This window comes from Nocardioides perillae (genome assembly GCF_013409425.1).
GTDB classification, from domain to species: Bacteria; Actinomycetota; Actinomycetes; order Propionibacteriales; family Nocardioidaceae; genus Nocardioides; species Nocardioides perillae.
Genome location: NZ_JACCAC010000001.1, coordinates 2,604,889 through 2,623,584, shown reverse-complemented (window position 1 = coordinate 2,623,584; position 18,696 = coordinate 2,604,889). Strand labels below are relative to the sequence as shown.

Below are 18,696 nucleotides of genomic sequence, written 5' to 3'. Positions count from 1 at the left end.
CCTAGGTAGCCCCCGGACGGTCCAGCCCCTCCTGCTCGGGAGCAGAACCACCCTTCAGGGCGACAGGTCAGCCCAGGCCGTCGCGGACCTCCACGTCGCCCTCGGCCTCGACCTCGATGTGCTCGCGCCGCAGGTCGGTGCGCAGCTGGTGCTCGTCGACGACCGTGCTCTTGCGGACGACGACGCGCTCCTTCACGACCAGGCGCTTGGTGACGACCAGGACCTCCTCGAAGACGGGGATGGACACCGAGCCGTCGGGCAGCGTCTCGACCTCGCCGGAGTCGTCCTCGGCCGCGGCGACGCGCTCGGTGCCCTCGACCTCCTCCACCTCCCGCGGCACGGTGTGCTCGACCGGGTAGGTGCTCACCGACTTGCGCACGCGCACCCGTCCGGACTCGTGCGCCTCGGTCGTGACCGCGGCGCGCTCCTCGTGGCGGACGGTCTCGACCGGTGCGGTCGCGTCGGCGTCCGAGGCGTACGACGTGGGGTCGGGGGTGCGGTCGTTCACCGGTTCTCCTCGCGGGTCGTCGTGGCGGTCGGGGCAGTCGTGGCGGTCGTGGTGCCGGTGCCGGTGCCGATGCCGCCGTCGTGGTGGCGGACGCCGCGGCGGGTGGTCACGACGCGCACGTCGGTGTCGACGGTGGCGCGCTGCGCGGAGCGCTCGCCCAGCTTCCCGCCCAGCCAAGCGGCCAGCGGCGCGAGCAGCAGCGCGGCGATGCCGCCCACGATCGCGGCGGTGCGGAGGTCGTCGCCGACGTCGTCGGTCGACCAGGAGCCGAGGCCGAGGCGCTCGACGACGTCGAAGCGGTCGCCGAGGGCGGCGGCCAGCGCGGCGAGGGCGACGAGCAGCAGGAGCAGGCCGAGCGCGGTCAGCAGCCCGTGCACGCCGCCGCGGTGGCGGGCGGCGCGGCCGGCGACCCAGCCGCCCACCAGGCAGGCGAGCGCGACGGCGAGGACGCCGCCGACGATCCCCGCGACGGAGGAGTCGGCCGCGCCGAGCAGCGCGCCGGCGAGCGCGGCCAGGATCACGAGGGCGCCGAAGGCGGCGAGCACTGCGCCGAGCACGGCCGGCAGGTCGAGCCCGCGGTGGCGGTCGGCGTCGGCCCCCGCGCGCACGACGACGGCGTCGTCCTGGCGGGCCTCGACGTCGTGGTGCAGCGGTGCGCCGTGCCGCCGCGGCGCGGGCACGGTGGCGCCGGACGTGCCGGCGGCACGGGTGTCGGGGTCGACCTCGGTGCTGCCCGAGGCGTGCCGGCCGAGGGCCGGGTCGCGCTGGTCCATGGTTCCTCCTGCGGGATCGGTGTCGCGGATCCCGCGGGGTACCCGCCAGCCCCGCCAGCCCCGCACCCCCGGGGCCGCTTCCACCCCTGGGGGCCGTGCCCACCCCGGCGCCGCCGCGGCTCGGTCATGCTCGAGGGGTGGAGTGCTGGGGGAGGGGGCGGCTGGTCGCCGGTGCCGGCCTGTGGGCGGTGCGCCCGGCGTACGTCGTCGTCGAGCTGCTGGTCGCCTCGGTCGCGCGTGGCCACGACCTCTGCGACGACGCGGTGAGCCGGCTCGGGGCGGTCGGGTGCACGGCGTCGGTCTGCTCGCCGGGCCACGAGGTGCTGAACGCGACCTTCGTGGTGGTCGGGGCGCTGCTGGCCGTCGGCACCGTGCTGCTGGCCCCGCAGCTGGGGCGCCTCGTGACCGCGCTCCTGGTTGCCGCCGGGCTCAGCACCGCCCTGACCGGTCTCGTGCCCGTCGACGTCGCGCCCGCGCGCCACGCGCTGGCGGCGACTCCGCTCTTCGTCGCACAGCCGCTCGCGCTGGGGCTGCTCGCGGCACGCGTGCGGCGCGCGCACCCCCGGCTCGCTGGTCTGCTGGCCACCACCGCGGTGGGCGCCGGTGCTGCCGGGCTCGGCTTCGTGCTGCTCGACGGCGCCGCCGGCACGGGGCTGGCGGAGCGGGTCGCGCTCTGGCCCGTGCTCGTCGCCCTCGCCGCCGCCGGGGCAGTGCTGGTGCGCGGCGGCCCGTACCGGACGATCGCCTGAAGGGGGACCGGGAATGCGGAAGACCCCGGTCCACGAGGGAGCGGGGTCTGCCGACGGTGCTGGTGGGCGATACTGGGTTTGAACCAGTGACCTCTTCCGTGTCAAGGAAGCGCGCTACCACTGCGCCAATCGCCCGGGTCTGGAGTTGTGGTGGAGTGGCGTGAGAGGTGGGTACGGGATTTGAACCCGTGTACACGGATTTGCAGTCCGTTGCCTCGCCTCTCGGCCAACCCACCGTGGAGGCCCAACTTGTGGGAGAGACCTCTCCGAGCGGACGACGAGGCTCGAACTCGCGACCTCAACCTTGGCAAGGTTGCGCTCTACCAACTGAGCTACGTCCGCTTGCGCACCGCGGTCCGGGTGACCCCGGGCCGTGCTGGCGTGCAGAACAGTAGCCCACGCCTCCGGGGGTGCAAAATCAGGGGGGCGGGAGCGTGTCGCCCTAGGGTGCGGCCATGCGCGCGTGGATCGACGGAGCCCTGCTGGAGGACCCCACGGCCGCGGCCGTCCGGGTCGACGACCACGGCCTGACGGTCGGTGACGGCGTCTTCGAGGCCGTCAAGGTCGTGCAGGGGCAGCCCTTCGCGCTGACCCGGCACCTCGACCGGCTGGCACGCTCGGCCGCCGGCCTCGGGCTGGCCGGGCCGGACCCCGACCTCGTGCGCGCCGGCGTCGCGGCGGTGCTCGAGGGCCAGGACCTGCCGCTCGGCCGGCTGCGCATCACGCTGACCGGCGGCCCCGCGCCGATGGGCTCAGGACGCGGCGACGGTGCCCCGACGCTCGTCGTGGCCGCCGGCCCGATGGCCCCGTGGGAGCCCACGACCGCGGTGGTGACCGTGCCCTGGCCCCGCAACGAGCGGGGGGCCACCGCCGGCCTCAAGACCACGTCGTACGCCGAGAACGTCGTCGCGCTGGCCCGCGCGCAGGCGCACGGGGCCACCGAGGCGGTGTTCACGAACACCCGCGGGCACCTGTGCGAGGGCACGGGCAGCAACGTCTTCTACGTCGTCGACGGCGAGCTGCGCACGCCGACGCTGGCCAGCGGCTGCCTCGCCGGCGTGACCCGCGGGCTCGTGCTCGAGTGGTACGGCGCGCGTGAGGTCGACGAGCCCGTCGCGGTGGCCGCCGAGGATGCCTCCGAGGTGTTCCTGGTCAGCACCACGCGCGACGTGCAGGGCGTGCACCGCTGGGGCGGGCGCGAGCTGCCCGCACCAGGACCCGTGACCGCCGAGGTGGCGCGGGTGTGGGCCGAGCGCGAGGCCGCCGACCTCGACCCGTGAGCCGCCTCGGGTCGGCTCAGCTGGCGAGCAGCGCGTCCAGCACGGCGTCGAGGTCGAGCAGCGCGCTCTCCGTGCCGGCCGGCACGGAGCGCAGCGTGCGCGCGGCGAAGCGGCGCACGGCCCAGCGCGGGGCCTGGGCCAGCAGCTGGCCGTCGTCGGACTCGAGCTCGATGACGACGACCGGGCGGCCGTCCTCGTCGTCGGAGGGCCACACGTGCACGTCGCCGTCGCCGGCGGGGGTGTCGATGCCCTCGAGCAGCAGGTCCCGGGCGAAGGTCCACGCGACGTCGCCGTAGGCGGTGCGGAAGGTGACCGTGATCGCGAACGGGTCGGCCGGGTCGTAGTCGAAACCGGCGTCGAGGCGGTGGAGCGTGCCGAGGGCGTCGACCGAGTGCATCGCGATGTCGGCGTGGACGGTGCCGTGGGCGGCTGCGGTCATGGTGACCTCCTCGGGTCGCTCGGCGGTGCCGCTCCTGGCTCGGGCTCCGCTGGGGTGTGACCACACCTTCCGTCCTGCGATCGCGCAGATCCAGGTGATTCGGCGTTTCGCAGCCCTTCCTTGCAGAAGTCAGGACCCGCTGCCCGGGTCGGCGCGGGCCCAAGGTCCCGGCGGGTCGTCCGGACGGGGGAGCGCACCCCGTCCGGCGGTGCGAGGAGGCCGATTCGAGCAGCCCGGCGGGTGTGCGCTACGGTTCATCGCGCAGCGGGCGATTGGCGCAGTGGTAGCGCGCTTCGTTCACACCGAAGAGGTCACTGGTTCGAACCCAGTATCGCCCACCCAGCACTGCCGAGGCCGGTCCCTCCTGGGGCCGGCCTCGTGCGTCCTCCGGCCCGTCGCCCCCGCGAACCGGGGAGAGCGGCGGGCCTGCCGGTCGCTACCATCGCCGGGTCCGGCCCGGGCGCACCGCGCGGGCCCACCCGAGCTGCAGAGGAGCCGGTCGTGCCCGACCTGTCCGTCGTCCGAGTCCACGCCGACGCGCGCGAGGAGCGGACCGTCACGACGGGCACGAAGGCGTGGGAGCTCTTCGCCGACGACCCCGAGGTCATCGCCGCGCGCGTCACCCGCGACGGCGAGTCGGCGCTGCGCGACCTCGCCCACGAGCTCGCCGACGGCGACGTCGTCGAGTCGGTCGCCATCGACAGCGCCGACGGCCGCGACATCCTGCGCCACTCCACCGCGCACGTCATGGCGCAGGCGGTGCAGGACCTCTTCCCCGAGGCCAAGCTGGGCATCGGCCCGCCGGTCGTCGACGGCTTCTACTACGACTTCGACGTCGAGACCCCGTTCGTGCCGGAGGACCTCGAGAAGATCGAGACCCGCATGCGCAAGATCGTCAAGGAGGGCCAGCGCTTCTCCCGCCGGGTCACCACCGACGCCGACGCGCTCTCCGAGCTGGCCCACGAGCCCTACAAGGTCGAGCTGATCGGCCTCAAGGGGTCGGGCAGGTCCGACGACGCGGCCGAGGGCGCCGCCGTCGAGGTCGGCGCGGGCGAGCTGACCATCTACGACAACGTGCGTCGGGGCGGCGACGTCGCCTGGTCCGACCTGTGCCGTGGTCCGCACCTGCCGACCACGAAGCGCATCCCGGCCTTCAAGCTCATGCGCTCCGCTGCGGCGTACTGGCGCGGCGACGAGAAGAACAAGCAGCTCCAGCGCATCTACGGCACCGCGTGGGAGTCGAAGGAGGCACTCGAGGCGCACCTGCACCGCCTCGAGGAGGCAGAGCGCCGCGACCACCGCAAGCTGGGCCGCGACCTGGACCTCTTCTCCTTCCCCGACGAGATCGGCTCGGGCCTGCCGGTCTTCCACCCCAAGGGCGGCGTGATCAAGCGGGTGATGGAGGACTACGTCCGCCAGCGCCACATCGAGGAAGGCTTCGAGTACGTCGGCACGCCCCACATCGCCAAGGAGGGGCTCTTCTACACCTCCGGGCACCTGCCCTACTACGGCGAGGGGATGTTCCCGGCCCTCGACGTCGACGGCATGGACTACCGCCTCAAGGCGATGAACTGCCCCATGCACAACCTGATCTTCCGCTCGCGCCAGCGCTCCTACCGCGAGCTGCCGCTGCGGCTGTTCGAGTTCGGCTCGGTCTACCGCCACGAGAAGTCCGGCGTGGTCCACGGCCTCACGCGCGTGCGCGGCTTCGCCCAGGACGACTCGCACTCCTACGTCACCCCGGAGCAGGCACCCGGAGAGATCCAGCACCTGCTCGACTTCTGCCTCGGCCTCTTCCGCGACTTCGGTCTCGACGACTTCTACCTGGAGCTGTCCACGCGCGACGACTCCAAGCCCGACAAGTTCATCGGCTCTGACGAGGACTGGGAGATGGCCACCGCGGTGCTGGCGAAGGTGGCCACCGACTCCGGGCTCGAGCTGGTCCCCGACCCCGGCGGCGCGGCCTACTACGGCCCGAAGATCTCGGTGCAGGCGCGCGACGCCATCGGCCGCACCTGGCAGATGTCGACCATCCAGTACGACTTCAACCAGCCCTCGGCAGACCGCTTCGGCCTGGAGTACGTCGCGGCCGACGGCAGCCGGCAGCAGCCGGTGATGATCCACTCGGCCAAGTTCGGCTCCATCGAGCGCTTCGTGGGCGTGCTCGTCGAGCACTACGCCGGCGCCTTCCCCCCGTGGCTCGCGCCCGTGCAGGTGCAGGCGATCCCGATCGCGGAGCGGCACGAGGACTACCTGTGGGACGTCGCGAAGCGGATGCGCGCGCAGGGCCTGCGGGTCGAGGTCGACGACTCCTCGGACCGGATGCAGAAGAAGATCCGCAACGCGCAGCTGCAGAAGGTGCCGTTCATGATGATCGCCGGCGACGACGACGTCGAGAAGGGCGCGGTCTCCTTCCGCTACCGCGACGGCCGCCAGGACAACGGCGTCCCGGTCGAGGAGGCCGTCGAGCGGGTCCGGGCGGCCATCGCCTCGCGCGAGCAGGTCTGACGGGTCCGCTGGTGGGAGCCCGGCGCCGTCGGCCGCTGCGTCGGCTCGTCGTCGCGGCGCTGCTCGGCGCGGGCCTGCTCGCCGGCTGCGGTGGTGCGTCCGCGCCGACGGCTGCGCCCACGCCCACCGCCCCGCCTGCCTCCGCTCCGACCGCAGGACCCACCTCGGAGCCGCGGCTGCCCCAGGACCTCGAGCAGCAGGCCGCGATGGCGGCGCTGGCCCGCGAGGCCGAGCGCGCGGCGGGACAGGTGGCACCGCGCGTCGTCGGCCCGCTCGAGGGCGGCGACGTGAGCTGGCCGCAGTGCCCGCGGGGGAGCGGCATCCCCGAGCGCCGGACGCTGGGGCTGCCCATGCCGTTGCCGAGCGCTCGGTTCGTCGTCGTCGGCCTGACCAACGGACCCGCGTTCTTCCCCAACCCCTGCCTGGCCGACCAGGTCGCCTGGGTGCGCGAGCGCGGGCTGCTGGCCGGTGCCTACGCCGTCGCGAGCTTCCCCGACGACCGCACGCGCGCGGCGTACGCCGAGGAGGGACCCTTCGGGGGCGACGAGCACGACGACCTGCGCAACGTCGGCTACCAGCAGGCCCTGTTCAACCTCGCGCAGCTGCGCGAGGCGGGGCTCCCGGTGCCGCTGGTGTGGGTCGACGTCGAGCCCGTGCGCGACTGGGAGTGGTCGGCCGACCCGGGGGCCAACGCGGCGGTCGTCGAGGGGATCGTGCGCGGCTACCGCGACCACGGCTTCGCCGTCGGCGTCTACTCCACGCCCGCGCTGTGGGAGGCGGTCGTCGGCGACCTCGCGCTCGGCGTGCCGGAGTGGCGGGCGGCGGGGGAGACGTCGCGTGCCGAGGCGCTGTCGCGGTGCGGTGAGGACTGGTCGATCGGCGGTGGACCGGGCGCGATGGGGCAGTGGCTGGAGGCCGACCGCGACCGCAACGTGACCTGCCCCGGCGCCGAGGACGACGTGGCGGGGTGGTTCCACGACTTCTGAGCCCACCGACCGGGCTCCGACGGGTTGTCGCGACACGGTGTCGCGGAAACCCTTGATATGCGACATGGTGTCGCACTAACCTCGCGCCATGACCGCGACGACGAGCCCCACGACGTACGAGCAGACCCTCCGCACGCTCTCGGAGGCCTCGGTCCACCAGCACTTCGACGCCTTCCTCGACATCGACTGGGACCACCCCGACTTCGCCGTCGACCCGCGCGACCCGCGCTGGGTGCTGCCGGAGGGCGACGTGCTCGGCGCCCACCCGTGGTACCGCTCGCTCCCGCTGGAGCGCCAGGTCGAGATCGGCCTCTACCGCCAGGCCAACGTGACCAAGGTGGGCCTGCAGTTCGAGCAGATCCTCATCAGCGGCCTCATGAACTTCTCCTTCGGCCTGCCCAACGGCTCCCCGGAGTTCCGCTACGCCACCCACGAGGCGACCGAGGAGTGCCACCACACCCAGATGTTCCAGGAGTTCGTGAACCGCTCCGGCCAGCCGGTCTCGGGCGGCAGCCTCCTCTTCCGCACCCTCGCGCCGTTCCTCCCGCTCGCCGCGCGCTGGGTGCCCTTCGGCTTCTTCGTCGGGGTGCTGGCCGGCGAGGAGCCGATCGACCACGTGCAGAAGGCCGTGCTGCGCGCGGGTGAGGACATGCACCCGCTGCTGCGGCGGATCATGCAGATCCACGTCGCGGAGGAGGCCCGCCACATCGGCTTCGCCCACCAGTACCTGCAGCACCAGGCGCCCAAGCTGAGCCGGACGCAGCGCACGGTCCTGGCCCTCGCGACGCCGGTCATCATGCGGTGGCTCTGCGACGAGATCCTGCGCCCCAGCCGCCGGGCGCGCCGCGACCTCGGCATCCCGCGGTCGGTGGCGCGCGAGGTGTGGTGGTCGCGGGCGGAGTCGCGCCGCTTCCTGCGCGACCTCTTCGGCGACGTGCGGATGCTGGCGGAGGAGTGCGGGCTGATGACGCCGACGGCGCGCCGGGTGTGGCGGCTCATGGGCATCGACGGTCGACCGTCGCGCTTCCGCAGCGAGCCGGCGTCGGCGTCCGCGTCGGCCGCCTGAACGGCGACGGGCGTGCCCTACGTCGTCACGCAGTCGTGCTGTGCCGACGCCTCGTGCGTCGTCGCCTGCCCGGTCAACTGCATCCACCCGGCCCCTGGTGAGCCGGGTTTCGCCGAGGCCGAGATGCTCTACGTCGACCCGCGCTCGTGCGTGGGCTGCGGGGCCTGCACCACGGCCTGCCCGGTCGGCGCCGTCGTGCCCGACACCGCCCTGAGCGAGGCCCAGCGGCCCTTCGCCGACCTCAATGCGGCCTACTACGACGCCTTCCCGCACGCCGACCGTGCGCCGCTGGCGCCCGTGCCCCCGCAGCGCCGGCTCCGGGAGCCCCGACCGGTGCGGGTCGCGGTGGTCGGGGCCGGCCCCGCCGGGATGTACGTCGCGGACGACCTGCTGCGCCACCCCGAGGTGCGCGTCGACGTGCTCGACCGCCTCCCCACGCCCTACGGCCTGGTGCGGGCCGGCGTCGCCCCCGACCACCAGCACACCAAGGGCGCCGCCGGGCTCTTCGCGTCGGTCGAGTCGCAGCCGGGGTTCGACTACCTGCTCGGGGTCGAGGTGGGTCGCGACGTGGCGCCGGAGGAGCTGGCTGCGCACTACGACGCGGTCGTCACCTGCACAGGCGCGTCCGCGGACCGCCGGCTGGGCGTGCCGGGCGAGGACCTGCCCGGCTCGCTGGCGGCCACGGCGCTGGTGGGGTGGTACAACGGCCACCCCGACCACCAGGGCCTCGACGTGCCGCTCGACCACGCACGGGCGGTCGTCGTGGGCAACGGCAACGTCGCGCTCGACGTCGCCCGGGTGCTGACCGCCGACCCCGACGACCTCGCGCTCACCGACGTCGGCGACCCCGCGCTGGCCGCGCTGCGCGGCAGTGCCGTCCGCGAGGTCGTCGTGCTCGGGCGGCGTGAACCTGCGCAGGCGGCCTTCACGACCCCGGAGCTGATCGGCCTGGCCGGGCTGCGGGGCGTCGACGTCGTCGTCGACGCCCCCGACCTGCCCACCGGCGACGACCCGCGCGCCCGGGTGCTGCGCGAGCTCGCCGCGCGGCCGCTCGACCCGACGCTGCCCACCGTCGTGCTCCGCTTCTGCGCGCAGCCCGTGCGGGTCCTGGGCGAGGACCGCGTGCGCGGGCTCGAGGTGGAGCGGACCCGCCTGGTCGTCAGGCCCGACGGCGTGGCGCGTGCTGAGCCGACCGGCGCGACGGAGGTGCTCGAGACCGGGCTCGTCGTGCGCTCGGTCGGCTACCGCGGGCGCCCGGTCGCCGGGCTGCCCTTCGACGAGGCGACCGGCACCGTGCCGCACGAGCGCGGCCGCGTGCGCCCGGGGCAGTACGTCGCGGGCTGGGCCAAGCGCGGCCCGAGCGGCTTCATCGGCACCAACAAGTCGTGCGCCCAGGAGACCGTCGCCTCGCTGCTCGACGACCTCGACGCCGGGCTGCTGCAGCGGCCCGCCGCCGGGGCAGGTGCTGCGGGCGGCGGCGGGCTCGCGGCGCTGCTGCGAGCGCGCGGCACCGCGGTGGTCGACCTGGCCGGGTGGCGCGCCGTCGACGCCGAGGAGCGGCGGCGGGGTGCCGCTCAGGGCCGCCCTCGGGTCAAGGTCACCGACCTCGCCGAGCTGCACGCGATCGCGGCCACCGCGCGTCCGGCGCGTCCGGCGCGGCGGGGCCGGGCCCGGCTCGGCAGGTACGCTTCGCGTCGCGAGGACGACGTGGCGGCGGTGGTCGCCCGCTGAGGCGAGGAGGTGACGGCGGCGTGGTCGACGACGCGCGCGCCGGCACCCCGGCGCCGGCCGGCACCCGGCCCGACGGCCGGCAGGCCCGGTGGGACCGCCACAACCAGGAGCGCCGCCGGCGCATCCTCGACGCCGCGGTCGCGGTCATCGAGGCGCACGAGCCCGGCGCCGAGGTCCACGTGCAGCAGATCGCCGCGGAGGCGGGGCTCTCGCGCACGGTGGTCTACCGCCACTTCGCCGACCGCGCCGACCTCGACCGCGCCGTGCAGGAGGCGGTGCTCGAGCAGCTGTGGGCCGAGCTGCTGCCCTCGATCACCCTCGACGGCACGATCCCGCAGATCATCGAGCGCGTCGTCGCCACCTACGTCGGGTGGGCGGTGGCGCACCCCTCGCTGCACCGGATGGCCGAGCGCGACGCGACCGGCGCCGGCCCCGGACCGCTCGAGCAGGGCCTCGCCCGCATCGCCGAGCAGGTCGTGGGCCTCATCACGACCGCGGTGGACATCCTGGGCCTCGACCTCGCCGAGGACGAGCAGGCGGCGCTCGACCCCCTCGTCTTCGGGCTGGTCGGCGCGGTCTTCAGCGCCGTGCGCCGCTGGATCGCGCGCCCGGTGCGCGAGCCCGACGCGCCCCGGCTCGTCGAGCTGGTCACGCACTCGGTGTGGTTCACGGTGCAGGGCCACGCCCGCGGCCTGGGCATCGAGCTGCACGCCCGCCAGCCCGTCGAGGAGCTGCTCGCCGCTGCTGCCGGGGCGGCCTCGTGAGCGACGACGGGCCGCTGCGCCAGCAGGGCGTGGGGGAGGCCGACGACCTCGAGCGGCTGTGGACCCCGCACCGGATGGCCTACATCCGCGGCGAGAACAAGCCCGACGACGCCTCGTCGGGCGCGTGCCCCTTCTGCCGCGTCCCCGGCCTGCCCGACGACGAGGGCCTGGTCGTGCACCGCGGCGAGCTGGCCTTCGTGGTGCTCAACCTCTACCCCTACTCCCCGGGCCACCTCATGGTCTGCCCCTACCGCCACGTCGCCGACTACACCGAGACCACCGACGCGGAGGCGGCCGAGATCGCCGACCTCACGCGCACCGCGATGCGCACGGTGCGGGCGGCGTCGCGGGCGGCCGGCTTCAACGTCGGCATGAACCAGGGCGCGGTCGCCGGGGCCGGGATCGCGGCGCACCTGCACCAGCACGTCGTGCCCCGCTGGCCGGGCGACCAGAACTTCATGCCGATCATCGGCCGCACCAAGACGCTGCCCGAGCTGCTGGGCGACACCCGCGCGCTGCTCGCCGGGGCGTGGGGCGACGCCTGAGCGTCGCCGCGGGGCGGTAGCCTCCCCGCCGTGCTCGAACGCTTCCGCGCCTTCTGGACCCGGGTCGTCTCCCCGGTCGCCCACCTGCTGATCCGTCTCGGGGTGAGCCCCGACGCGGTCACCGTCGTGGGCACCGCCGGCGTCGCGGCGGGGGCCCTGGTGTTCTTCCCGCAGGGCATGCTGCTCACCGGCGTGCTGGTGATCACCGCCTTCGTCTTCAGCGACCTCGTCGACGGCCACATGGCGCGCCTCACCGGACGCACGTCGCCGTTCGGTGCGTTCCTCGACTCCACCCTCGACCGCATCGGCGACGGCGCGATCTTCGCGGGCCTCGCCCTCTACTTCGCGGGCCCCGGCGACTCCACGCTCTACCTCGTGCTGTCGCTGGTGTGCCTGGTGATGGGGTCGGTCACCTCCTACGCCCGCGCCCGTGCCGAGGGGCTGGGCTACACCGCCAAGGTCGGCATCGCGGAGCGCGCCGACCGGTTGGTCGCGATCCTGGTGATGACCGGCCTCGGCGCGATCTTCGACGCACCGGTGCTGATGTGGGTGACGCTGTGGGCCCTCGCGGTCGCCAGCACGGTGACGGTGGTCCAGCGGGTCTGGGTCGTGCGCCAGCAGGCCCTCGCGGGGCACGGCGACCTCGGCCGGTCCGCCCCCGGATCCGGCACGGGGACGCCGACCTGAACGCCGTACGCTTGAGGGCATGACCACCCCCCTCACCCCTGAGTCGAGCACCACCACCGAGACGACCACCGGCACCGGCACCGTCAAGCGCGGCATGGCCGAGATGCTGAAGGGCGGCGTCATCATGGACGTCGTCACCCCCGAGCAGGCGAAGATCGCCGAGGACGCCGGCGCCGTGGCCGTCATGGCCCTCGAGCGGGTCCCCGCCGACATCCGCGCCCAGGGCGGCGTCTCGCGCATGAGCGACCCCGACATGGTCGAGGGGATCGTCGAGGCGGTCTCGATCCCGGTCATGGCCAAGGCCCGCATCGGCCACTTCGTCGAGGCGCAGGTGCTGCAGTCGCTCGGCGTGGACTACATCGACGAGTCCGAGGTGCTGACCCCCGCCGACTACGCCCACCACATCGACAAGTGGGCCTTCACGGTGCCCTTCGTGTGCGGTGCGACCAACCTGGGCGAGGCGCTGCGGCGCATCGGCGAGGGCGCGGCGATGATCCGCTCCAAGGGCGAGGCCGGCACCGGTGACGTGTCCAACGCCGTCACCCACATGCGCACCATCCGCGGCGAGATCCGCCGGCTGTCCTCGCTCTCGCCCGACGAGCTCTACGTCGCCGCCAAGGAGCTGCAGGCGCCCTACGCCCTGGTGAAGGAGGTCGCCGAGTCGGGCTCGCTGCCCGTCGTCCTCTTCACCGCCGGCGGCATCGCCACCCCCGCCGACGCCGCGATGATGATGCAGCTCGGCGCCGACGGCGTCTTCGTGGGCTCGGGCATCTTCAAGTCCGGCAACCCCGCCCAGCGCGCCGAGGCGATCGTCAAGGCCACCACGTTCTACGACGACCCCGACATGGTCGCCAAGGTCTCCCGCGGCCTCGGCGAGGCCATGGTCGGCCTCAACGTCGAGGAGATCCCCCAGCCGCACCGGTTGGCCGAGCGCGGCTGGTGACCGCTGTCGGAGTCACCGGCTGACCGGTGACTCCGTCACTTGTGGCCCGAGAACTCGGGCCACAAGTGCAAGACCTGGGCCACAAGTGCGGCTGTGGACGTCCGCGAGGGGCGCCCACCCGGCGTACGTCGTGGCGCGCTGTCGTGGGCAGGTCGTCCCTGTCGGAGTCACCGGCTGACCGGTGACTCCGTCACCTGTGGCCCGAGAACTCGGGCCACAAGTGCGGGACCTGGGCCACAAGTGCGGCGGCGGGCCGGTTGCGGAGGGCGCCCGCCGGCGTACGCCGCTGGGCGAGGTCGGGGGCGCCTCGCCGCCGCGGCCGGCTTCCCCAGCGTCGTGGTCGCTTCCCCAGGTGTCGACGCCTGGGGGAGCAGCGCGAGCACTGCCTTGCACGTCGGCAGTCAGGGGCCAGGTCCGGGGTCGGGAGCCGGGCCGGGTGGTCGGCGCATGGCCCGGACGGGCCATGCGGCCCGACCGATCGGGCAGACCTGCGCCCCTGCCCGTGACGCCCGCCGTCCCCTGCGGTTGGTCGGTGCACAGACCACCGAGGGGGAGGACCCACGATGAAGAAGACCACCAAGGGCGCGCTCGCCGCCGGCACCGCCGCCTTCATGATGCTGGGCGGGGCGGGGACGTTCGCGATTTGGACGGACGACGCGACGGCGGACGCCGGAGTCATCGAGTCGGGCTCGATGAGCATCGCGCCCGTGATCGACGAGGCGACCGGGTCCGCCTGCAGCAGCTGGACGCACCAGAACGGTCGCGCAGCAGCCGCCGAGCCGCCGCTCGCGGTGTCTCGAGTCGTGCCCGGCGATGTCATCGAGAAGACGTGTTCTTTCACGGTGCGCGCCGAAGGTGAAAATCTCGAGGCAGTGTTGACCACTCCGGCGTCCCTTGGCTTCACGCCGAGCAAGACCGACGGCACTGTCGTGCCGGAGTCCGCTGCCATCTCGTTGCCGATCACCGCCACCTACGAGCTCGACGAAGGTGCCGTCCAGACGGTCACTCAGGACGACGACGGTGAGGTCCTGGTGGCCACCATCACGGCGTCGTTCCCCCTCGGCACTTCGGTCCTCAACGGGAACAACACCCAGAACCTGCTTGCCGACCTGGACGCTCTGACGGTCCAGCTCGACCAGGTCCGTCAGACCCCCTGACCATGACCACCCGCCTGCGTGAGGCGGCCGGGTGGGTGGGGCAGGTGCTGGCGTGGTCGGCGGTGTTCGCGACGACCGCGGTGCTGCTCGCCGCGGTGGTGGTGCCCCGGGTCGCCGGGGCGACGCCCTACACCGTGCTCACCGGCTCGATGAGCCCCACCTACCCGCCCGGTTCGCTCGTCGTGGTCCGCCCGGTCGACCCCGCGTCGGTCGGGACGGGCACGGTCATCACGTTCCAGCGCGAGTCCGGTCGGGCCGAGGTGGTGACGCACCGCGTCACCGCGGTCGGCATGACGACGGCCGGCGAGCTGCGCTGGACCACCCGCGGCGACGCCAACGGCGCCGAGGACGCGACGGCCGTGCAGCCCGAGCAGCTGCGCGGTGCGGTCTGGTACGCCCTGCCCTGGCTCGGCCACGTCAACAACGCGGTCACGGGTCGCACCCGAGCGCTCCTGGTGCAGGCCGCGTCGCTGGGCCTCGCGGCGTACGCCGTCTGGGCGCTCGCCTCGGCAGCCCTCGACCGGCGCCGGGCCACCCGCCCGGTGCGACCCCGCGGTGGGGCCCGCCGCGCCACCACCTGACCCGCACCACCCGACCCGCACCACCTGACGCTCCCCACCTGACGCCCGCCACCGACCACACCAGAGGACCGGAGACCCCCGTGACCCGCCCCGACCCGCGTCGCCCCCTCGCGAGGGTGGTGGCCGCCGGCTGCCTCGCCCTCGCGGGCGCGGCCGGGGCCGTGGCGACGGCCGGTGCGGCGGGGGCGCAGGAGCTGGACGGGGTGCTCGAGCTGAGCACGGACCGGGTCACGTGGGCGGAGTCGCTCGACGCGCCGCTCTTCGACCCTGCCGTCCGGTGGGTCCCGGGGGACCGCCGCACGACCGGTTTCTGGCTGCGTCACCGCGGCCCCACGGGCGCGGACGTCGACGTCGACGTCGTCGGGCGCGGGCTGACCGCGCTTTACGACACGGGCACCCTGCTGCTCGAGGGCCGCTCGGCCGGCGGCGCCTGGCTCGACCTGTCCGACGCCCGCACGTCGCTGCTCAACGCGCGCGAGCTGCCCGCCGGGCGGCCCGTGCGGGTCGAGCTGCGCGCCACGCTGCTCGGCAGCGCGCCCAACGCCACCATGGTGCTCGCCACCGACGTCGACCTGCTGGTGCGCGTCGGCGACTCGGTCTTCTCCGAGGACGTGTCGGTCCCCGGCGACGGCGGGGACGGCCAGGGCGACGGCGGGGACGGCGACGGCGGCGGTCCAGGCAGTGGCGACGGAGGCCAGCAGCCCGGGACGGCCGTGCCCGGCGTAGGCAGCGACGCGGACGGCGGGGCGGTGCCCTCTGCCGTCGACGCCGGCCTCGCCGCGCTCGGCGACCTCCTGCCCGGCGCCGACGGCGTCGTCCGCCCCGCGACCCTGCTCCCGCTCGCCCTCGTGCTCGGCCTGCTCACCACGGTCGTGCGCCGCCGCACGGCCCGCCAGCGCCGGGAGGCGTCGTGAGCCGCCACGCCGCGCCGCGCCGTCGTCCGCGCGGCGGCCGCGTCGTCCTGGGCCTCGCGGCGCTGGCCGGTGCGGTCGCGCTGGGCATGGGCGGGGCGAGCACGGCCGCCTTCTGGACCGACACCGGCACCGTCACGCCGGGCACCATCACCTCCGGCACGCTCGACCTGCAGGTCGACGCGCAGCAGGGCAAGCCCGAGGCGTACGTCAGGACCGACCTGACCCTCGACCGCATGCTCCCCGGCGAGAGCGTCGCCCGCACCCTCACCGTGACCAACGCCGGCGACGCGCCCTTCACCTTCACCCAGACGACGCAGAAGGCGGACGACGCGCTGTCGCGCGCCCTCGAGGTCGAGGTGTACGCCGGCGGCACGGCGTCCGGGAACGGCACCACCTACCCCCGGACGGGCACGTGCACCGGCACGCGGGTGGAGAACGGCCAGCAGGCGGGCGGCCGGCTCGAGCCCAGGGACGGCTCCACCACGCTCTGCGTCCGGGTCTCGCTGCCGCTGACCGCACCCGACGCGGTGCAGGGCCAGGCCGCCGGGCGGCTGACGCTGCGCCTCGACGCCACCCAGGTGCTGCCGTGAGGCTCACCGCACGACTCGTCGGGCTCGCGCTGGCGGCCGTGCTGGCCTTCGCCCTGGCCGCGCCGCCAGCGACCCTCGCCGCCTTCACCGACCGCGCGACCGCGTCCTCTCCCGACGTGCTCGCCACCGCAGGCACCCTGGCCACGCCGGCGGCCCCCACGGTGGGCCCGACCGTCACGGGTCGGGCCGAGGTGAGCTGGCAGCAGACGACTGCCGTCGGCGGCGCCGGTGCCGTGCCGGCCACCGGCTACCAGGTGTTCCGCTACTCCGGAGCGACCGGAACGGCGGGTCAGGTGCAGGTCTGTCCCACGACTCCCGGTCTCGCGCTGGACGACGCGGCACGCCGGTGCACCGTCGACCTCCCGCAGGGCTCCTACGTGAGCGTCGTCGCGCGGTTCGGCACGCAGTGGCGACAGGAATCGGCGCGCTCGACCGCGCCCCTCGCCCTCGACCTGGTGGGCCCGACCCTGGTGTTCACCGCACCCTCCAACGGAGAGGAGGCAGGGGCGGGTCCGGCCTTCCGCAACGCGGTGGCGCCTCGCTGCCCCGCGTCGAGCGTGGCCTGCGGGACCGTCGCCGACCCCTCCGCCCCGGTCACGGTGCAGTACGCCCTGACCCGCCGGGCGTTCGCCGCCGGCGTGCCCACGGTCCCCAACGGCTGCTGGACGGAGAGCGGCTGGTCGGGCACCGTGCCCACCACGGGCTGCGCGCTGGCGCCGGCCGTGGTGAGCGGGGGCGTGTGGCGGGTCCCCGGTTCCCTGGTGGCGGCCTACGACGGCAACGAGGGTGCGTTCGTGCTCCGGATCCGCGCCGTCGACGGTGCAGGCAACGCCACCGACCGGACGATCACCTTCGGCTACTAGGCCGCACGCCGGCCGTCGGCGACCGCTCCGTACGATCCACCCCGTGCAGAAGGTCGGCGTCCTCGCGCTCCAGGGCGACGTGCGGGAGCACCTCGCGGCACTGACGGCCCTCGGGGTCTCGCCCATGAGGGTGCGCCGCCCCGAGGAGCTCGACGACCTCGACGGGCTGGTCCTGCCCGGCGGGGAGTCGACCACGATGATCAAGCTCGCCCGTGCCTTCGACCTGCTCGACCCGCTGCGCGAGCGGCTCGCAGGCGGGATGCCCGCCTTCGGCACGTGCGCGGGGATGATCCTGCTGGCCGACCGGATCCGCGACGGCGCGCCCGGACAGGAGACGCTCGGAGGCCTCGACGTCACGGTGCGCCGCAACGCGTTCGGCCGGCAGGTCGACTCCTTCGAGACCGACCTCGACGTGAGCGGGGTCGAGGGCCCCGTGCACGCCGTCTTCATCCGCGCCCCCTGGGTGGAGGAGGTGGGCGACCGCGTCGAGGTGCTCGCCGAGGCGGCCGACCACCCGGTCGCGGTGCGGCAGGGGCCGCTGCTGGCGACGTCGTTCCACCCCGAGGTCGGGCACGACCTGCGCCTGCACCGCCTCTTCCTCGACCTCCTGGGCTGACGGTCGCGGTCCGGTCGCGGTCCGGTCGCGGCGCGGTCGCGGCGCGGTCGCGGCGCGGTCGTGGCCGGCGCGGCGCCCCCCGGCGCCGCCGGTAGGATCGACGACCGGCACTCGGCACACACCGAGCAGGCACCCAGCAGGCACCGAGCGGGCACCGAGCGAGTCGGAAGAAGAGGGACGCATGTCAGGCCACTCCAAGTGGGCGACCACGAAGCACAAGAAGGCCGCGATCGACGCCAAGCGCGGCAAGATGTTCGCCAAGCTGATCAAGAACGTCGAGGTCGCGGCCCGCATGGGCGGCGGTGACCCGGCCGGCAACCCCACGCTCTACGACGCGATCCAGAAGGCCAAGAAGTCCTCGGTCCCCAACGACAACATCGACCGCGCGGTCAAGCGCGGCTCCGGTGCCGAGACCGGTGGCGCCGACTACTCGACGATCACCTACGAGGTGTACGGCGCGCAGGGCGTCGGCATCCTCGTCGAGTGCCTCACCGACAACAAGAACCGGGCCGCGATGGAGGTGCGCACCGCCGTCACGCGCAACGGCGGCACGATGGCCGACCCGGGCTCGGTCTCGCGACTCTTCCACCGCAAGGGTGTCGTGGTGGTCGCCAAGTCGCAGGACGGCAAGGACGTCAGCGAGGACGACGTCCTCGAGGCCACCCTCGACGCCGGCGCCGAGGAGGTGGAGGACCTCGGCGAGCAGTGGCAGGTCGTCTCCGAGGCCACCGACCTCGTGGCCGTCCGCACCGCGCTGCAGGCCGCCGGCCTCGACTACGACTCCGCCGACGTGCAGTTCGTCGCCACGATGGACATCCCCGTCGACGCGACCGCCGCGGGCAAGGTCTTCAAGCTCGTCGACGCCCTCGAGGACCTCGACGACGTGCAGGACGTCTACAGCAACGTCGACGTCTCGGCCGAGGTCATGGCCGAGCTCGAGGACGCGTAGCGGCGACGCGCCAGCGGAGCCGCCGGCGGTGGTCGAGCGAGCCGCGT

20 protein-coding genes and 4 tRNA genes are annotated in these 18,696 nt (G+C 74.4%); 18 read left to right on the top strand and 6 right to left on the bottom strand.

Annotation, left to right across the window (positions count from 1 at the left end; genetic code table 11):
- Window positions 1-67: 67 nt before the first annotated feature.
- Complete coding sequence (locus tag BJ989_RS17770) at window positions 68-508, bottom strand: DUF2382 domain-containing protein (protein WP_179518443.1); 441 nt, start codon at window positions 506-508, stop codon at window positions 68-70.
- Window positions 505-1,281 carry a hypothetical protein gene (locus tag BJ989_RS17765; protein WP_179518442.1) on the bottom strand — a complete coding sequence of 259 codons (777 nt, stop codon included), beginning with the start codon at window positions 1,279-1,281 and terminating at the stop codon, window positions 505-507. Before BJ989_RS17765 ends, BJ989_RS17770 begins: the two co-directional genes overlap by 4 nt.
- Window positions 1,282-1,418: 137 nt before the next feature.
- On the opposite strand from BJ989_RS17765, the gene BJ989_RS12230 reads away from it, so the two are divergent.
- Window positions 1,419-2,030, top strand: coding sequence for a DUF998 domain-containing protein (locus tag BJ989_RS12230; RefSeq protein WP_179518441.1), 612 nt, complete (start codon window positions 1,419-1,421; stop codon window positions 2,028-2,030).
- Between the two features lie 60 nt (window positions 2,031-2,090).
- Here the strand turns inward: BJ989_RS12230 and BJ989_RS12225 are convergent.
- The 3 genes from BJ989_RS12225 to BJ989_RS12215 all read right to left on the bottom strand — a co-directional run bounded on the left by BJ989_RS12225 (window position 2,091) and on the right by BJ989_RS12215 (window position 2,372).
- Window positions 2,091-2,165: transfer RNA gene (locus BJ989_RS12225), tRNA-Val, on the bottom strand.
- A gap of 30 nt (window positions 2,166-2,195) precedes the next feature.
- Window positions 2,196-2,266, bottom strand: a tRNA-Cys gene (locus tag BJ989_RS12220).
- 33 nt (window positions 2,267-2,299) lie between these two features.
- Window positions 2,300-2,372: transfer RNA gene (locus BJ989_RS12215), tRNA-Gly, on the bottom strand.
- Window positions 2,373-2,485: 113 nt separating this feature from the next.
- Between BJ989_RS12215 and BJ989_RS12210 the strand changes: the two genes are divergently transcribed.
- Window positions 2,486-3,310 carry an aminotransferase class IV gene (locus BJ989_RS12210; protein ID WP_179518440.1) on the top strand — a complete coding sequence of 275 codons (825 nt, stop codon included), beginning with the start codon at window positions 2,486-2,488 and terminating at the stop codon, window positions 3,308-3,310.
- Window positions 3,311-3,326: 16 nt separating this feature from the next.
- Here the strand turns inward: BJ989_RS12210 and BJ989_RS12205 are convergent, their stop codons facing one another.
- A complete protein-coding gene (locus BJ989_RS12205; protein WP_246283435.1) occupies window positions 3,327-3,749 on the bottom strand; it encodes an SsgA family sporulation/cell division regulator in 423 nt (140 codons plus the stop codon).
- A gap of 266 nt (window positions 3,750-4,015) precedes the next feature.
- Here BJ989_RS12205 and BJ989_RS12200 point away from each other — a divergent pair.
- From BJ989_RS12200 to BJ989_RS12125, 16 genes are all read left to right on the top strand, one after another.
- Window positions 4,016-4,087, top strand: a tRNA-Val gene (locus tag BJ989_RS12200).
- 163 nt (window positions 4,088-4,250) lie between these two features.
- A complete protein-coding gene (thrS, locus tag BJ989_RS12195) occupies window positions 4,251-6,257 on the top strand; it encodes a threonine--tRNA ligase (protein ID WP_343049316.1) in 2,007 nt (668 codons plus the stop codon).
- A gap of 11 nt (window positions 6,258-6,268) precedes the next feature.
- Window positions 6,269-7,243, top strand: coding sequence for a glycoside hydrolase family 25 domain-containing protein (locus BJ989_RS12190; protein ID WP_343049315.1), 975 nt, complete (start codon window positions 6,269-6,271; stop codon window positions 7,241-7,243).
- An 88-nt stretch (window positions 7,244-7,331) separates the two neighbouring features.
- On the top strand, window positions 7,332-8,309 hold the full coding sequence (locus BJ989_RS12185) for an AurF N-oxygenase family protein (RefSeq protein ID WP_179518439.1): 978 nt from the start codon (window positions 7,332-7,334) through the stop codon (window positions 8,307-8,309).
- Between the two features lie 12 nt (window positions 8,310-8,321).
- Entirely contained in the window at window positions 8,322-10,040 is a 1,719-nt protein-coding gene (locus BJ989_RS12180; RefSeq protein WP_179518438.1) for an FAD-dependent oxidoreductase, read from the top strand.
- Between the two features lie 20 nt (window positions 10,041-10,060).
- Entirely contained in the window at window positions 10,061-10,804 is a 744-nt protein-coding gene (locus tag BJ989_RS12175) for a TetR family transcriptional regulator (RefSeq protein WP_179518437.1), read from the top strand.
- Window positions 10,801-11,349, top strand: coding sequence for an HIT family protein (locus BJ989_RS12170; RefSeq protein ID WP_343049314.1), 549 nt, complete (start codon window positions 10,801-10,803; stop codon window positions 11,347-11,349). The genes BJ989_RS12175 and BJ989_RS12170 overlap by 4 nt, the downstream gene beginning before the upstream one ends.
- 30 nt (window positions 11,350-11,379) lie before the next feature.
- Entirely contained in the window at window positions 11,380-12,036 is a 657-nt protein-coding gene (pgsA, locus tag BJ989_RS12165; RefSeq protein ID WP_179518436.1) for a phosphatidylinositol phosphate synthase, read from the top strand.
- 19 nt (window positions 12,037-12,055) lie between these two features.
- Complete coding sequence (gene pdxS, locus BJ989_RS12160; RefSeq protein ID WP_179518435.1) at window positions 12,056-12,979, top strand: pyridoxal 5'-phosphate synthase lyase subunit PdxS; 924 nt, start codon at window positions 12,056-12,058, stop codon at window positions 12,977-12,979.
- A 563-nt stretch (window positions 12,980-13,542) separates the two neighbouring features.
- On the top strand, window positions 13,543-14,136 hold the full coding sequence (locus tag BJ989_RS12155; RefSeq protein ID WP_179518434.1) for an alternate-type signal peptide domain-containing protein: 594 nt from the start codon (window positions 13,543-13,545) through the stop codon (window positions 14,134-14,136).
- A 2-nt stretch (window positions 14,137-14,138) separates the two neighbouring features.
- The gene (locus BJ989_RS12150) at window positions 14,139-14,717 is read left to right on the top strand and encodes a signal peptidase I (RefSeq protein WP_179518433.1); all 579 of its coding nucleotides are present in this window, start codon (window positions 14,139-14,141) and stop codon (window positions 14,715-14,717) included.
- An 80-nt stretch (window positions 14,718-14,797) separates the two neighbouring features.
- The gene (locus BJ989_RS12145; RefSeq protein WP_179518432.1) at window positions 14,798-15,631 is read left to right on the top strand and encodes a hypothetical protein; all 834 of its coding nucleotides are present in this window, start codon (window positions 14,798-14,800) and stop codon (window positions 15,629-15,631) included.
- Complete coding sequence (locus BJ989_RS12140; RefSeq protein ID WP_179518431.1) at window positions 15,628-16,221, top strand: TasA family protein; 594 nt, start codon at window positions 15,628-15,630, stop codon at window positions 16,219-16,221. The genes BJ989_RS12145 and BJ989_RS12140 overlap by 4 nt, the downstream gene beginning before the upstream one ends.
- Window positions 16,218-17,084 (top strand): hypothetical protein, encoded by an 867-nt coding sequence (locus tag BJ989_RS12135; protein ID WP_179518430.1) that lies wholly within the window; start codon window positions 16,218-16,220, stop codon window positions 17,082-17,084. The genes BJ989_RS12140 and BJ989_RS12135 overlap by 4 nt, the downstream gene beginning before the upstream one ends.
- A 43-nt stretch (window positions 17,085-17,127) precedes the next feature.
- Window positions 17,128-17,700, top strand: coding sequence for a pyridoxal 5'-phosphate synthase glutaminase subunit PdxT (gene pdxT / locus BJ989_RS12130; RefSeq protein WP_179518429.1), 573 nt, complete (start codon window positions 17,128-17,130; stop codon window positions 17,698-17,700).
- Window positions 17,701-17,881: 181 nt separating this feature from the next.
- Window positions 17,882-18,649, top strand: coding sequence for a YebC/PmpR family DNA-binding transcriptional regulator (locus BJ989_RS12125; RefSeq protein ID WP_179518428.1), 768 nt, complete (start codon window positions 17,882-17,884; stop codon window positions 18,647-18,649).
- Window positions 18,650-18,696: the final 47 nt, after the last annotated feature.